General features: G+C 71.0%; 11 protein-coding genes. 3 read left to right on the forward strand and 8 right to left on the reverse strand.

What is annotated here, in order from left to right; genetic code table 11:
- Positions 1–122: 122 nt before the first annotated feature.
- The 6 genes from OG698_RS07460 to OG698_RS07485 all read right to left on the reverse strand — a co-directional run bounded on the left by OG698_RS07460 (position 123) and on the right by OG698_RS07485 (position 5,791).
- Positions 123–1,082, reverse strand: coding sequence for a phosphotransferase family protein (locus OG698_RS07460; RefSeq protein WP_406102179.1), 960 nt, complete (start codon positions 1,080–1,082; stop codon positions 123–125).
- The gene (locus tag OG698_RS07465; protein WP_406102180.1) at positions 1,079–2,305 is read right to left on the reverse strand and encodes an acyl-CoA dehydrogenase family protein; all 1,227 of its coding nucleotides are present in this window, start codon (positions 2,303–2,305) and stop codon (positions 1,079–1,081) included. Before OG698_RS07465 ends, OG698_RS07460 begins: the two co-directional genes overlap by 4 nt.
- A gap of 18 nt (positions 2,306–2,323) precedes the next feature.
- Complete coding sequence (locus OG698_RS07470; RefSeq protein WP_406102182.1) at positions 2,324–3,469, reverse strand: thiolase family protein; 1,146 nt, start codon at positions 3,467–3,469, stop codon at positions 2,324–2,326.
- Positions 3,466–3,846: a Zn-ribbon domain-containing OB-fold protein gene (locus OG698_RS07475; protein ID WP_406102183.1), complete on the reverse strand. Its 381-nt coding sequence runs from the start codon at positions 3,844–3,846 to the stop codon at positions 3,466–3,468. The genes OG698_RS07470 and OG698_RS07475 overlap by 4 nt, the downstream gene beginning before the upstream one ends.
- A 5-nt stretch (positions 3,847–3,851) precedes the next feature.
- A complete protein-coding gene (locus tag OG698_RS07480; RefSeq protein ID WP_329566893.1) occupies positions 3,852–4,640 on the reverse strand; it encodes an enoyl-CoA hydratase/isomerase family protein in 789 nt (262 codons plus the stop codon).
- Positions 4,641–4,738: 98 nt separating this feature from the next.
- The gene (locus OG698_RS07485; RefSeq protein WP_406102184.1) at positions 4,739–5,791 is read right to left on the reverse strand and encodes an alcohol dehydrogenase catalytic domain-containing protein; all 1,053 of its coding nucleotides are present in this window, start codon (positions 5,789–5,791) and stop codon (positions 4,739–4,741) included.
- A 178-nt stretch (positions 5,792–5,969) separates the two neighbouring features.
- On the opposite strand from OG698_RS07485, the gene icmF reads away from it, so the two are divergent.
- The 3 genes from icmF to OG698_RS07500 are packed head-to-tail and all read left to right on the forward strand — an operon-like array spanning position 5,970 to position 11,812.
- On the forward strand, positions 5,970–9,197 hold the full coding sequence (icmF, locus tag OG698_RS07490) for a fused isobutyryl-CoA mutase/GTPase IcmF (protein WP_406102185.1): 3,228 nt from the start codon (positions 5,970–5,972) through the stop codon (positions 9,195–9,197).
- 56 nt (positions 9,198–9,253) lie between these two features.
- Positions 9,254–10,912, forward strand: coding sequence for an AMP-binding protein (locus OG698_RS07495; protein ID WP_406102186.1), 1,659 nt, complete (start codon positions 9,254–9,256; stop codon positions 10,910–10,912).
- A gap of 36 nt (positions 10,913–10,948) precedes the next feature.
- The gene (locus tag OG698_RS07500) at positions 10,949–11,812 is read left to right on the forward strand and encodes a 3-hydroxybutyryl-CoA dehydrogenase (protein WP_406102187.1); all 864 of its coding nucleotides are present in this window, start codon (positions 10,949–10,951) and stop codon (positions 11,810–11,812) included.
- 189 nt (positions 11,813–12,001) lie between these two features.
- Here the strand turns inward: OG698_RS07500 and OG698_RS07505 are convergent, their stop codons facing one another.
- Both OG698_RS07505 and OG698_RS07510 read right to left on the reverse strand, forming a co-directional pair.
- On the reverse strand, positions 12,002–13,549 hold the full coding sequence (locus OG698_RS07505; RefSeq protein ID WP_406102188.1) for a GMC family oxidoreductase: 1,548 nt from the start codon (positions 13,547–13,549) through the stop codon (positions 12,002–12,004).
- Positions 13,550–13,615: 66 nt separating this feature from the next.
- A complete protein-coding gene (locus OG698_RS07510) occupies positions 13,616–15,565 on the reverse strand; it encodes an FAD-dependent oxidoreductase (protein ID WP_406102189.1) in 1,950 nt (649 codons plus the stop codon).
- Between the last annotated feature and the right edge of the window lie 5 nt (positions 15,566–15,570).

The following is a 15,570-nucleotide window of genomic DNA, read 5'->3' on the forward strand; positions in this document are numbered from 1 at the left end:
CACCGGTGCCCCGTCGGCGTGGGCACCGGTGTAGTGACGTGGGTGGGCGGCGTGCCGGGGCGGCTCGACCGAAGAGGTCGAGCACGATGCGGCTCAGCCGAGGGTGGCGCGCGCGGTGCGACTCAGCCGAGGATGGCGCGCGCGGTTCTGATCATCGCGGCGATGGTGGGCGGCAAACGCTCCTGGTCCGGGTCGTGGTGCTTGCCCTCGCGGTGCCGGCGCAGGTTGTGGCCCATGATCGCGGCCATCTTCATGCGGCCGAGCGCCCGGAACCAGTCCATGGCGGGCAGCGCGGGGGCGCCGTCGAGATAGGCGGCGAGCAGTTCGTCCTCGGTGGGCAGTCCGGGCACAGCCCGGCCGATCCCGGGGAAGTTGCGGTGGTCGGTGAAGAGCAGGAACCAGCCCAGATCGATCCGGGGATCGCCGACGCTCCAGATCTCCCAGTCGACGACGGCGACCGCCCGCTCGTCGACGCAGAGCACGTTGCCGAGCCGGAAGTCGCCGTGCAGCAGCACGGACGGCAGATCGGCCGGTACGTCCTCGGCGAGGCGGTTCAACAACTCCTCCGCACCCGGCCGGAGTTCTGCGGGCACGGCGTGCATGGTGCGGCTCCACCGGTCGAGCTCCCCGGCCGCCCCGAGCGGCTGCGGGGCGTCCAGGCCGGGGGCGTGGATGTCGGTGGCGTGCAGTCGCCGCAGTACGCGGGCGATCTCCAGCATGCGGGCACGCGCGGTGGCAGCGGGCACCTCGGGATCGTCGAGTACGGGTTCCAGCGCCTCCCCGGCGGCGAACTCCATGGCGAACCAGGCGGGTTGGGCCTCGTCCATGGCGGCGACACCCGGCACGGGCACCGGGGATCCGGCGAGCGCGGCGAGAACCCGGGCCTGGCGCAGCACGTCGTTGCGCCCGACGGGTTTCTGCCCCGGGGGCACCGCCTTGACGACGTACCTCTCCTCCCCCGCCGTGACGGAGTAGGTCAGCCCGGAGTGACCGCCGGGCAGGACCCGCAACTCCCCTGTGTCCGAGCCGAGATGGACGGACACCCGCTGGGCCAGTTCCTTCTCCTGGATGGCCGTACTCATCGGACGGGCTCCTTGGGCAGGCCGAGCACGCGCTCGGCGAGGATGTTGTGCTGGATCTCGTCGGTGCCGCCCGCGATGCTGTAGCCGGGCGCGCCGAGGAGGTGTTCGGTCCAGGCGTACGTGCCCCACTCGCCGGTGTCGGCGACGAGCGCCGGGCCGAGGAGTTCGGAGACGAGGTCGCCTGTGCGGCGCATGGTCTCGGTGGCGTACAGCTTGCCGACGGAGGCCTCCGCGCCGGGTTCGCGTCCGGCGACGAGAGCGCCGGTGACACGCAGTCCGATGAGGCGCTGGACGAGGGCCCGTACATAGAGGTCGGCAGCCCGGTCCTGTTCGGCGCCGGTGAGCGGGCGGGGCAGGTGCCCGGCCAGGTCCACGGCGCGGTCGGCGTTGTCGAGACCGAGGTTGCCGGAGTCGAGGCGTTCGGCGGCGAGCACGCTCAGGGTGACGCGCCAGCCCTCGCCGACCGGTCCGAGCCGGTCGGTGTCGGGAACGCTGACGCCGTCGAGGTAGACCTCGTTGAAGCTGGCGCCACCGGTCATCTGCCGGATGGGCCGAACGGTGACACCGGGCGCGTCCATGCGGACCAGGAAGACGGTAATGCCCGCGTGTTTGGGCACGTCGGGGTCGGTGCGGCAGACAGCGACGCCCCATGTGGCGACGGTGGCGCCCGAGGTCCACACCTTGTGCCCGGTCAGCAGCCAGTTGTCGCCGTCGCGCACCGCCTTCGTGCGCACTCCGGCGAGGTCGGAGCCCGCCTCGGTCTCGGAGAACAGCTGGCAGGCCAGTTCGTCGGTGCGCAGCATGGGCCGCAGCCAGCGCGCCTTCTGCTCCTCGGTGCCCCAGATGCCGATCGCGGGTGCGACGAGCTGCCGGGTGACCGGGAAGATCTCGGTGCGGTGCGGTACGTCGAAGGCGGCTTCCTCGGCGCGGTAGAGCTGTTCGTAGTACGCGGGCAGGTTCCGTCCGCCGTACTGGGCCGGCCAGTCGAGGGCGCCCCAGCCCTGGTCGTGGCGGGTACGTTCCCATTCCTGGGTGCGGCGGGTGTGGGCCCGCTCCTGCTCCTCGGTCCAGTTCTCGAACACGGCGACGGAGTCGGAGCCGCTGCCCCACCCCCCTGCGGCGGCGCACGGCTTGGCGACGCCGCCGAGCCAGCGCCGGGCCTCGGCGCGGAATTCTTCCGGATCCGGAATACGTTCGGGGATGTCTTCCGGTTTGGCGTTCATCGGGTCATGCACCTCCGTTCAGCGGGTCAGGACCGTGCAGGCGCTCACGCCCGGCGCTCCGTACACATGGGTGAAGCCGGTCCGGGGCGCGCCGGGAACCTGGCGGTCGCCGGCGCGGCCGCGCAGCTGCTGGACGATCTCGTAGACCTGGCGAAGCCCGGAGGCGCCGATGGGTTCGCCGTTGGCGATGCAGCCACCGTCGGTGTTGACCGGCAGCGCCCCGCCGATCTCGGTGGCCCCGGCGGCGATCAGCCGCTCCTGCTCGCCGTCCTCGCACAGACCGCACTCGGCCATGTGCATGACCTCTGCACCGCTCTCGGTGTCCTGCAGCTGGCAGACGTCGATGTCGCCGGGGCCGATCCCCGCCTCCTCGAACGCGGCGGCGGAGGCGGCGCGGCTGACGCTGGTCAGCTCGCCCCCGGCGACCCACGGGCTGAACACCTCGAACGAGCCGAACTGCCGCGTACGCAGAGCCGCCGACCGCAGCGCCACCGAGGGGCTCTCCAGGGTCCGCGCCACCTCGGGCGAGCACAGCACGAGCGCCGCGGCGCCGGCCCCGGGGGAGCAGAACATGAACCGGGTCAGCGGGTCGCTGACCATGCCGGAGTCCAGGATCTCGGCGGCGGACACGGGCTTGCGGCGCCACGCGTTCGGCGTCAACTCACCATTCCTGTACGCCTTTTCAGCCACCCGGGCCAGCGTCTGCGGGGTGATCCCGTGGTCATGCATATAGCGCCGGATCTTCATTCCGAAGAACTGCGTAGTCACCATCAGCCCGTCGCTGCCGTACTCCTCGCCAAGGCCCCAGTCCTCGGGCCTTGGGTCGAAAGCGCCGCGCGGGTGTTTGTCGAAGCCGACGGCGAGGACCACGTCCGCCATGCCCGAGCGGATCGCGTTCACGGCGGAGATCAGCGCGCTGCCCCCGGTGGCGCAGCCGTTCTTGACGTTCACGAACGGCACGCCGGTCAGGCCGACTTGGGACACGAGAGTGTCGGCGAGCCCGGCGCTGTCGCTGCCGCCGAACGCGGCGCCCACCCGCGACCAGTCGACTCCGGCGTCCTGCAGCGCGGCGTTCACCGCGTCGACGGCGAGCTCCCGGCCGCTCGCCTCCGAGCGGCCGAACGCGGTCCGTGCGGCGCCGCAGATCAGCACGTCCGCGGTCATGAGCTCTCCTCCGCTGTCGTGGTGGGCCTGGCCCGTGGCACGCCGTCGCCGGCACCGACCGTGAGCGGCATGCCGATCCTGATCATGTCGAGGTCGTCGACCTCGATCACGGCGGCGACGCGAATGCCGTCGTCCAGCTCGACATAACCGACCGCGAACGGCTCGAAGCCGCCGGGCGGAGGCTGGTAGGGCGGGGACTTGGGCGCGTACCGCTGCACGGTCCAGGTCCACAGCGTGCCCGCACTGTTGAGAACGGCCGGCTCGGCCGGTCCCCCGCAGCGCGGGCACGCCGCGTCCGCGGGGTAGACCGCGACCGAGCAGCCGCGGCAGCGTGCGCCTTGGAGCCCGGCGGCCGGACTCCGCGGATGCGTGGTCATCCGGCTCAGCGCCCCTGCCACTTGGGCTCGCGCTTCTCCAGGAACGCCGAGACACCTTCGTTGGCGTCCTCGGAGTTGAGGGCGACGCCGACGGCGAGGTGCTCCATCACCATCAGCGACTGGGTGTCGGCGTCGAGGCTGCGGTCGATGGTCATCTTGGTGAGCCACATGGTGAAGGGGCTCTTGTCGGTGAGGTGGGAGATGAACTCCTCGACCGTCTCGTCGAGCTTCTCGGTCGGCGCGTGGTCGTTGATCAGGCCGAACTCGGTGGCCTCGATACCGGAGAGGAGCTTTCCGGTGAGCATGAGCTCCTTGGTCTTGCGGATGCCGATCATGCGCGGCACGCGGTAGATCGGGCCCGCCCCGCCGAACAGCGCGCGGCGAATGTGGAAGTCGCCGATCTTGGCGTCGTCGGCGGCGATCGCGAAGTCGCAGGAGATCATGATCTCGAAGCCGCCGGCGGTGACGTGGCCCTCCAGGACGGCCACCGACGGGGTCTTCATCGAGTAGAGCCGGTCGCACACCTTCGCGGACTTGACCGCGACGTCGATGGCGTTCGACTTGCCGACGAAGTCGGCCTTGAGGCTGTCGAGGTCGAAGCCCGAGCAGAAGGTGCCGCCGCGCCCCCGGAAGACCAGGACGCGCAGCTCGGGGTCCTCGTCGACCTCGGTGATGATCTCGTCGAGCCGGTCGAGGATCGGCACCGTGACGCAGTTCTTCTTCCAGGGGCGGTTGAGCCAGACGCGGGCAACGTGGCCGTCACGCTCGAACTGGATCTCGTCTTCCACTGCCATCTCAGGTTCCTCCGCTTCAAACTGAACTGAATTCATTACGAGTTTGCGGAGCTGGTGATCCACTGTCAAGGCCAACTCCGAGATTGGTTCAGGACAGATCAGGCGTCGCGGGCCGGCAGGTCGACGAGAACCTTGAGCCGCCGCGCGTCGCGCACGTCGTGCAGCCCGGCCACGGTCTCGGCGAGCGGGATGTGGTCCAGCCAGCCGCCGGTCGGGTAATGCCCGGCCGCCATGTGCGCGATGACCCGCTCGAAGACCCCGTCGGGGTACGCCTCGCAGCCCAGCAGCGCGAGTTCGGCCAGGCGCACGACGGAGGCGTCGACGGTGACGGGCCCCGAGTACAGGGCGACGAGGACCACGGGTGCGCGGGCGGCGACGGAGCGGATCGCGGCGTCAAGCACCTCGGGCCGGCCCGCGCACTCGATGGCCGCGTCCACGCCCCGGCCCCCGGTGCGCCGCAGCACCTCGGCGACCACGTCGCCCGCAGCCGGATCGAGGACCTGGGCGCCGTGCCGCGCCGCGGCCGCGCGGCGGGCCGGCGAGGGCTCGACGACGATCACCTCGCGCGCACCCTGCGCCTTGAGCGCGAAGAGCACACCCATGCCGACCGCACCAGCCCCCATGACCAACACGGTGTCGCCCGCGCCCACTCCGGCCCGCTCGACCGCGTTCAGGCCGACCGCCATAGGTTCCACCAACGCGCCCTGCTCCAGGGGCACTTCATCGGGCAGCCGGTGCGCGGCCTCGGCCCGTACGACCACGTACTCGGCGAGCCCGCCGCCGGGCGAGGTGACTCCGATCGCGGCGAGGGACGCGCACAGATGGGAGAGGCCTGACGTGCAGCGGGCGCACACTCCACAGGTGCGGATCGGCCGGACGCAGACCCGGTCGCCGGCCGCGACGCGGTCCACGCCCGGACCGCACTCGACCACGGTCCCGGCGAACTCGTGCCCCAGTGTCTGGGGCAGAGTGGCGCCGGTCAGCGGGTTGGGTTCGTGCGTGGCGCGCGGCATCTCGAAGTACTCGTGCACATCGGTGCCGCAGATGCCCGCGTGCGCCACGCGGATCTTCACCTCGCCGGGTCCCGGCTCGGGTTCAGGCATCTCCTCGATCCGCAGATCCTTCGTTCCGTACAGCCTGGCGGCGAGCATCGTTCCTCCCGGGGATCACGCTGGAATCGCATCGTTGGACCACCCGAGACTGCCACCGAACTGAACTGACTTCAATGATTCTCTTGAGACCTGCACCTACTTCGGTTCAGTATGGAGAGGTCTCTGTGAGCATCCGCCCCCAAGCCGTCGCGGCCGGGGGCAGTCAGGAGTGCAGCACATGCCGCGCGCTCAGCATCCCGTCCGTTTTGTCACCGCTTCCAGCCTCTTCGACGGGCATGACGCCTCGATCAACATCATGCGGCGCATCCTTCAGACCCAGGGCGCGGAGGTGATCCATCTCGGGCACAACCGCTCCGTGAGCGAGGTCGTCGATGCCGCCTTGGAGGAAGACGTCCAGGGTGTCGCGGTCAGCTCCTACCAGGGCGGCCACATCGAGTACTTCGAATACCTGGTGGAGCTGTTGCGGGAGCGGGGCGCCCGTCATGTGCGGGTGTTCGGCGGCGGCGGGGGCGTGATCGTGCCGCAGGAGATCGAGCGGCTCTCGGCGGCCGGGGTGCGGATCTTCTCGCCGCAGGACGGGCAGCGCCTTGGCCTGGCCGGAATGATCGCCACGATGATCGAGGAGTGCGACCGCGCGCCGTGGGCGGACGAGCCCGCCGACATCGAGCAGGTCCTTGCGGGTGAGCGCCCGGCACTGGCCCGGCTGCTGTCGGCCGCCGCGGCCGGGACGGTACCGGCCGCGGAGCTGCGCCGTCTGGAGAAGGCGGCGGGGGCACGCCAGGTGCCGGTACTCGGCATCACCGGCACCGGCGGCTCGGGCAAGTCCTCGCTGACCGACGAGCTGGTACGCCGGATCCGGACCGACCAGGAGGACACGCTGCGGGTGGCGGTGCTGGCCGTGGACCCGACACGGCGGCGGGGCGGCGGCGCCCTGCTGGGCGACCGCATCCGCATGAACTCCCTCGACGGCGACCGGATCTTCTTCCGCTCGCTCGCCACCCGAGGCACCAGCGAGCTGCCCGAGGGGCTCGGCGAGTCCATCACCGCCTGCCAGGCGGCCGGCTACGACCTGGTCGTCGTCGAGACGCCCGGCATCGGGCAGGGTGACGCCGCGATCGTGCCGTTCGCGGATGTGTCGCTGTACGTCATGACGCCCGAGTTCGGGGCGGCGTCGCAGCTGGAGAAGATCGACATGCTCGACTTCGCGGACGTCGTCGCCGTCAACAAGTTCGAGCGGCGAGGCGCGGCGGACGCCCTGCGCGACGTGGGCCGCCAACTCGTGCGCAACCGACAGTCGTTCGGCACGCGGCACGAGGAGATGCCGGTGTTCGGCACCAGCGCCGCGACATTCCACGACGACGGCGTCACAGCGCTCTACCAGCATCTGCGCGGGCTGCTCGGCGAGCGCGGTCTCGCGCTGCGCCCGGGGGCGCTGCCCGAGGTGTCGGTACGTCACTCCAGCGGGGCCGCTCAGATCGTGCCGACGTCGCGGGCGCGCTATCTGGCCGACATCGCCGAGACCGTGCGTATGTACCATGCGCGCACCGACGCCCAGGCCCGGACCGCTCGCCGAGTGCAACAACTGGACGCGGTACGGCACGAGTTGAGGGGCGTGGCTGAACCCACCGCCGCGGTGGAGCGGCTGCTGGACGAGGCGCGCGAGACGCTCGACGACGACGCGCGGCAGGCGTTGGAGCAGTGGCCGAAGACCGTAGAGGCCTATTCCGGTGACGAGTTGGCGTTCACCGTGCGCGGGCGCGAGATCCGCACCCCGCTGGTCCGCGAGTCCCTGTCGGGCAGCCGCATTCCCCGCGTGGCGCTGCCTCGGACGACGGATCACGGGGACCTGATCCGATTTCTGCGAGCGGAGAATCTGCCGGGCTCCTTCCCTTTCACGGCCGGGGTGTTCCCCTTCAAGCGGGACGGCGAGGATCCGGCGCGGATGTTCGCGGGCGAGGGCGACCCGTTCCGTACCAACCGCCGCTTCAAACTGCTGTCCCAGGGCGGCGCGGCGACCCGGCTCTCCACGGCCTTCGACTCGGTCACGCTGTACGGCCGCGACCCCGACCTGCGCCCCGACATCTACGGCAAAGTCGGCACCTCCGGTGTCTCGGTGGCGACGCTGGAGGACATGAAGGCGCTGTACGACGGCTTCGATCTGACCGCGCCCACCACCTCCGTGTCGATGACGATCAACGGTCCCGCCCCGACGATCCTCGCGTTCTTCCTCAACACCGCGATCGACCAGCAGCTCGACGCGTACACCGCCGAGCACGGCCACGCGCCCGACGAGGGACAGGCGCGGGAGATCCGGGCCGAGGTGCTGCGCAGTGTGCGCGGCACCGTGCAGGCCGACATCCTCAAGGAGGACCAGGGGCAGAACACGTGCCTCTTCTCCACGGAGTTCAGCCTGCGGATGATGGGCGACATCCAGGAGTGGTTCATCGAGCAGGACGTACGGAACTTCTACTCGGTCTCCATCTCCGGCTACCACATCGCCGAGGCGGGGGCGAACCCAATCAGCCAGCTCGCGTTCACGCTGGCCAACGGGTTCACGTACGTGGAGTCGTACCTGGCGCGGGGCATGAAGGTCGACGACTTCGCGCCGAACCTGTCGTTCTTCTTCTCCAACGGTATGGACCCCGAGTACTCCGTGCTCGGCCGGGTGGCCCGCCGCGTCTGGGCGGTGGCGATGCGCGACCGGTACGGGGCGAACGAGCGCAGCCAGAAGCTGAAGTACCACGTGCAGACGTCGGGCCGGTCGCTGCACGCCCAGGAGATGGACTTCAACGACATCCGCACCACACTGCAGGCACTCATCGCGCTCTACGACAACTGCAACAGCCTGCACACCAACGCTTACGACGAGGCGGTGACCACGCCCACTGAGGAGTCGGTGCGCCGCGCCCTCGCCATACAGCTGATCATCAACCGTGAGTGGGGGCTCGCGATGAACGAGAACCCGCTGCAGGGCTCGTACATCATCGACGAGCTGACCGACCTCCTGGAGGAGGCGGTGCTGATCGAGTTCGAGCGGATCAGCGAGCGCGGCGGGGTGCTCGGCGCGATGGAGACGGGCTATCAACGCGGCCGTATCCAGGACGAGTCGATGCTGTACGAGGAGCGCAAGCACGACGGTTCACTGGCGCTCATCGGCGTCAACACCTTCCGTCCGCCGCACGCCGACGAGGAGGGGCAGCCGGCGCCGGTCGTCGAACTGGCCCGCGCCACCGAGCAGGAGAAACAGTCCCAGCTCGACCGGGTGCACGGCTTCCGGGCCCGCCACGAGGACGCCGCCGGCGAGGCACTGGCCTCGCTCCGGGACGCGGCCACGAACGGCGGGAACGTCTTCGCCGTGCTGATGGACGCGGCGCGCGTCTGCTCGCTCCAGCAGATCACCGAAGCGTTTTTCGAGGTCGGCGGCGCCTATCGGCGCAACGTCTGACGCACGTGTGCCAACGCCGAGCGAACTGAGACAGCTGAAGCCGAGGAGACATCTCGATGTGGCCCACCCATCCCCCCGCGCCCGAACGCGCCGACCACTACCGCGCCATCGGCGCCTGGCGGGACCGCCCGGTCGGCCGGTATCTGAGCCGGGCCGCCGCCCTGTGGCCGGACGCGCTCGCCGTGGTCGACGGGGCGCGCCGCCTGACGTTCGCCGAGGTCGACCGGCGGGCGACGGAGCTGGCCGCGGCCCTGCATGCGCGCGGCATCGGCCAGGACGACGTCGTCTCGTTCCAGCTGCCCAACCGGTCCGAGGCCTTGGTGGTCTTCCAGGCCGTCATGAAGGTGGGCGCCGTCGCCAATCCGATCGTGCCGATCTACCGGGGCAGCGAGCTCCGCTTCATCCTGGGCCAGGCCCGGACGAAGATCGTGTTCGTGCCGGGCCGCTACCGGGGCTTCGACTATCCAGCGCTCTACAGGGGGCTGCGCGACGACCTCCCCGAGCTGCGGGATGTGGTGGTCGTCGACGGGCACGGCAGCGAGGAGCCCGGCGCTGTCGCCTGGGACACGTTCCTGGACTCGGCCGGTCCCGATCCCGACGCGACCGTGCGCGCACTGCCCGAGCCGGATCCCGACCAGGTCTGCCTGCTGCTCTACACCTCCGGAACGACCGCCACTCCCAAGGGAGTTCTGCACAGCCACAACACCGTGGTGTACGAGAACGCGTCGCTGATCGACCGGTTCGCGCTGAACGAACGCGACGTGATCTTCAATCCGTCGCCGGTCACTCATGTCACCGGCGTCAACTGCGCCCTCGTACTGCCATTCCTGCTCGGCGCACCCGTAGTCCTCCAGGACCGCTGGGAGCCGACGCTCGCCCTGCGCCGGGTCATCGACGAGGGGGCGAGCTTCGCGATCTTCTCGACGCCGTTCCTCACCGATCTGCTCGCCGCCGCCGAGGCCGCTGACATGAAGTCGCCGACAATCCGTTACCTCGTGTGCGGCGGCGCGGACATCCCCGACGAGCTCGCCCGCCGGGCCGCGGACCGGCTCGGCGTGGTGACCCGTATGTACGGGGCGACCGAGGGGCCGTCGGTGACGGCGGCGAACCGCTGGGACCCGGCCGGGATCCGCACCCGCACGGACGGCCTGCCGCTCGCCCCGACCGAGGTCATGGTCTCGGGGCAGGACACGCTCGGGGAGGTGCTGTGGCGCGGCCCCGACACCTTCCTCGGCTACCTGGACGCTCGGCTCAACGAAGACGCCTTCACCCCGGACGGCTGGTTCCGCAGCGGCGACCTGGCGCGGACCGATGAGCACGGCGCCCTGCACATCGAGGGCCGCATCAAGGATGTTGTGAACCGCGCCGGCGAGAAGATCAGCGTCCGTGAGGTGGAGAACCTCCTCAGTGAACACCCGGCCGTCGCCGAGGTCGCCGTCGTCGCCGGGCCCGACAAGCGCACGGGCGAGCGGGCCTGCGCGTTCGTCGTGACCGGCCCGGGACTGAAGCTCACCCTCAAGCAGGTCGGCGAGCATCTGACCGGCCGTGAAGTGGCCGCGCAGAAGATCCCCGAGAGCCTCTTCCTCGTCGACGCCCTGCCGTACACGACCAGCGGCAAGGTCAAGAAATTCGCCCTGCGGGAGTGGCTGAGTGACCGCGCCGGAGCGTCGGGGGCGGTCGCGGGCATGACCGTCCGCGCCGTCCACGAGCGGTGACGCCCGCCTCTCCCCGCTCCCTTTGAAAGGACCCTCATGTCTGTCATCACCCGTCTCGGCGTCGTCGGCTGCGGCCTCATGGGCTCCGGCATCGCCGAGGTCGCCGCGCTGCGCGGCCTCGACGTCACCGTCGCCGAGTCGAGCCCCGAGCTCGCCGCCGCGGGCCGCGCCCGTGTCGTCGCGTCCCTGGACCGCGGGCTGCGACGCGGCAAGCTCACGCAGGCCGAGCGCGAACAGGCCCTGGCCCGACTGTCGTTTGCCCACGACCTGGGCGAACTGGCCGACCGGCAGTTCGTCATCGAGGCCGTCGCCGAGAACAGGGAGGTGAAGACCGAGGTGTTCCGGCAGCTCGACAAGGTGCTCATCGACCCGGACGCCATACTCGCCACCAACACCTCCTCGATCCCGGTCGTCGACCTCGCCGTGACCACCGGCCGCGCCTCCCACGTCGTCGGGCTGCACTTCTTCAACCCCGTACCCGTCCAGAAGCTCGTCGAGGTCGTGCCCGCGCTCACCACAACCGCCGAAGCCCTGGCGCGCGCCCGCGAGTTCGCCGTCGAGGGGCTCGGCAAGGAGACCATCCAGGCGCCCGACCGTTCCGGTTTCGTGGTCAACGCGCTGCTGGTGCCGTATCTGCTCGCCGCGATCCGCATGGTGGAGTCGGGCACGGCCCGCGCCGACGACATCGACCAGGGCATGGAACTGGGCTGCGCCCACCCGATGGGCCCACTGCGCCTGCTCGACCTGATCGGTCTCGACACAGCGCAGGCCGTCGCCGAGTCGTTGTACGAGGAGTTCAAGGAGCCGCTGTACGCCGCTCCCCCGCTACTGCAGCGGATGGTGGCGGCGGGACACCTGGGGCGCAAGAGCGGGCGCGGGTTCTACGTGTACGAGGGCTGAGGCCACGTGTGAGGTCCGGCCGCTGGAGTCCAGCGGCCGGCCCCGGGGTGTTCCCAATTGGCGGCCGTGTCCGGACGGCGACTTCTACCTGGCCCTGCGCATCTGCTCCCCCGGCGACGCCGTCACCCGCGGGGACTGGCTGCCGACGCCTGTGCAGAGTGTGCCGACCGCCACAACCGTGCGCGCCAGCTACGACAGCTGCGTCCCGCGCAGGTCGTCGGCGCAGCGCTCCGCCAGCATCATCGTCGTCGTGTTGGTCGGCAGAGCCGGGATGTCCGGCATGATCGAGGCGTCGATGACATACAGGCCGTCCACGCCATGCACCTTCCCGTACTGGTCGACGACGGCGGTGGGCGTGTCCTCCGCGCCCATCGCGCAGGTGCCGACGGCGTGGCAGCACGTGTTCTTGCCCTCGTCCATGGCGCGGAGCAGATCGGCGTCGGAGGTCAGCTCGGGGCCCGGCCAGGTCTCGGCCTTGATGTACTTGGCCAGCGGCGCCGAGTCCATGATCTCCCGCATGTGACGGATGCCGCACACCATGCGCCGCCGGTCATCGGGGTGGTCGAACAGGCCGAGCCGGATGCGCGGAGCGACGTCCGGGTCGCGGGAGACGATCTCCAGGCTGCCGAGCGAGTACGGGCGGTACAGCACGAACGGCACGAGCAGTTCGCCGGGCTCCATCGTGAGGAGCACCGCGTGAAGGTCGACCTCGCCGGCGCCGTCGGGTCCGCCCGCGCCTAGGGTGAGGACCGCCTGCAGCGGCGGGGTGAGCTCGCCGACCGCGGCCTCGTCGACGGCGTAGGTGAGGTAGACCATCGGGTGGTCGCGCAGGTTCCGGCCGACGCCTTCGAGTTCCTTGACGACCGGGATGGACAGTTCGTCGAGTATGCGGCGGGGGCCGATGCCGGAGCGCATCAGGATCGACGGACTGCCGATGGATCCGGCGGCGAGCACGATGAGGTCAGCCTCCATGCGGGTGCCGTCGGTCAGGATCACCGCGCGGGCCGTGGTGCCGTCCTCCGCGAACTCGACGCGATCCACGGTCCGTTCGCCGAGGACGATGAGGTTCGCGCGGTCGCGGGCCGGACCGACGTAGGCGATGGCCGTGCTCTGGCGGACGCCGTCCCGGCGGTTCAGCGGCAGCGGTCCCGCGCCCAGGCGGTCGGCGCCGTTCATGTCCTGGTGGATCGGGTGGCCGGCCTCGGCGCAGGCGTCGAGGAACGCGGACATGACCGGCCGCAGGCCGTTGCCTTCCGTGAACCGCTGGATGTGCACGGGCCCGCCGGTGCCGTGCAGCTCGCCGCCGACCGGGTCGTCCTCCAGCTTCTTCAGGTACGGCAGGACCTGGTCCCAGGACCAGCGGTCGTTGCCCAGGCCGGTCCAGCGGGCGAAGTCCTCGGGGTGGGGGCGCAGGGCGTTGGCACCGTTCACGGACGAGGAGCCGCCGATGACCTTGCCGCGCAGGACGGGTACGACGCCTTGGTCCACGACCCCGAACGTCGGGCTGGCCTCGGCCTCGGCCACCTCGTCGCTCGACGCGTAGCCCCAGTCGTGGGTGGGCACCCCGATCCGGTTGGCGTCGAGCAGCTCGGGGGCGTGCTTCGCGGTCTCCTCCGGCGTCGGATAGTCGGGGCCCGCCTCGATCAAAGTGACGGTGTTCGTCCGGTCCTCGCTCAGCCGGGCGGCCAGGACGCCACCGGCGGAGCCGCCACCACAGACGATGATGCGACGTGTCATTGCTGCCTCACTCCTTGGGAATGGGTTTGCAGTGCAGTGGGGGGAACAGAGGGGCGGGTACGCCGGTCACGGCGCGCGGTCCGTGACCGCCTCGGCAGCCACGCGCCCCTCGGCGACGGCGTGGGCCACCAGTCGGGGTACGACGCAGTCGCCGATCGCGCGGACGGTCTGGCCGTGCACGGGTGTGAAGTCCGGGCTGTGCGGGAGCCGTTCGCCGACAGTCACCAGGGCGTCGGCCGCGAGGTCGGTCTCGCGTCCGTCGAGGACGCCCCGCAGCCGCAATCCGCCGTCCGTCGTGGCGGTCACGGTGGTCAGCGCGATGACGCGGAGCGGCGCGCCGCCCAGTCGGTTCGTCAGCTGGGTGCGGTTCTCCGCGGAGATGCCGGTCGCGAAGCCGTTGCCCGGGGTGACGAGGGTGACCTCCCGGGCACCTGCCGCCAGGGCGCTCTCTACGGTGCTGATGCCCTGCCACCAACCGAACCCGTCGTCGAGGACGACCACCCGGGGCGCGCTCGGCACCAAGTCGGCACAGCGATCGAGGAAGTCCGTGCTCCGAAAGGTGGGCAGCGACCCCGGCACGGACACCGCCGCCTCCTGTGCGCCGGTGGCGAGCACGACCTGGGCGTACTCCGACAGTTCGGCAGACGCCGGTGCGGTGCCGAGGCGCAATTCAACGCCTAGATCGGCGAGTTGATCGCGCTGGTAGTCGATGAGCTTCAGCCACCCGGAGCGGTGCGCGGCGCGGCCGGCGAGCCGGGTCTGCCCGCCGACGTGCGGGGCGCCGTCGAAGACGACGACCTCGTGGCCGGTGCGGGCCAGTGCCGCCGCGCACTCCATCCCCGCGGGACCTGCACCGACGACGGCGACCGGACCGTCGCCGCCGGTCCCTGAGTGGCTGAGCAGCAGCGGCACGGCCGGACGGGCGGCCGCGCCGGGCGGCCCGAGCTCCGGATTGACCGAGCACGATCCGGTGGGTTCGAAGGTCCGGCAGCCCTCGTTGCAGCTCGTGCAGGGGCGGATGGAGCGTTCGTCCCCGGCGACGGCCTTCCGGGCGAAGTCGGGGTCGGCGATGAACGGCCGCGCCATGCCGACCAGATCGGCACCCGAGTCCAGCGCCCGCTCGATGTCGCCGGCGGACCGGAAGCCCTGGCTCACCAGCAGCGGCAGCCCGGTCGCGTCGCGCAGCCGGGCCACGGACGCGAGGAGCGGCGGGCGGGTGGTGGCCATGCCGGGGACGTAGGTGTTACGGACGCCGGTGGTGACATTGACGTACGTGAACGGGGCAGCGGCATGCAGGCGCGGCAGGAGTTCGACGAGGTCGTCGAGGCCGAGCCCGGAGTTCGCGCCGGGTTCCACCGACACCCGTACGCCTATGGGGTGTTGGCCGATCTCGGTGCGGATGGCGTCGATGACCTGGGCAAGCAGGGTGATCCGGTCGCCGAACTCGTCGTCGCGGGTGTTGGTGGCGCGGGAGAGGAACTGGGCGAGCAAGTAGCCGTGCCCGGCGTGCAGTTCGATGCCGTCGAAGCCGGCCTGCACGCTGTTGGCCGCCGAGACGCGGAAGGCGTCGACGACGCGGCGTACCTCCTCCGCGCTCAGCGGGTGGGGCGCGCTCGCCTCGCGGGGCGAGCGGACGGCGGCCGCGGAGACCGGCGGGTAGTACGTCCCCGCGCCGAGTGTCTCGCGGCCGAGATGGACGAGTTGGGCGATCGCCACGGCGCCGCCTTCGGTTATGGCCTCGGCGCGGCGGCGCACGGCGTCCTTGATCTCGGGGCGCCACGCCTCGGTGAGATAGCGCCGCGGCAGGGTCGACTCCGGGGAGACGGCGGTGCCGCCGGTGATGACCATGCCGGCGCCGCCCTGTGCCAGGCGGCGCCAGTAGGCGTGGTCGGCTTCGGTGGGGGCGCCGTCGGCCACGGCCGCGGTGGCGTGCGCGGTGGCGACGAGGCGGTTGCGCAGGGTGTGCCCGCCCAGCGTGAAGGGTGCGGCGAGGGCAGGGGTACTCGGTGCGTTCATGTATG

It is taken from the genome of Streptomyces sp. NBC_01003, assembly GCF_045162695.1.
Classification (GTDB): Bacteria; Actinomycetota; Actinomycetes; order Streptomycetales; family Streptomycetaceae; genus Streptomyces.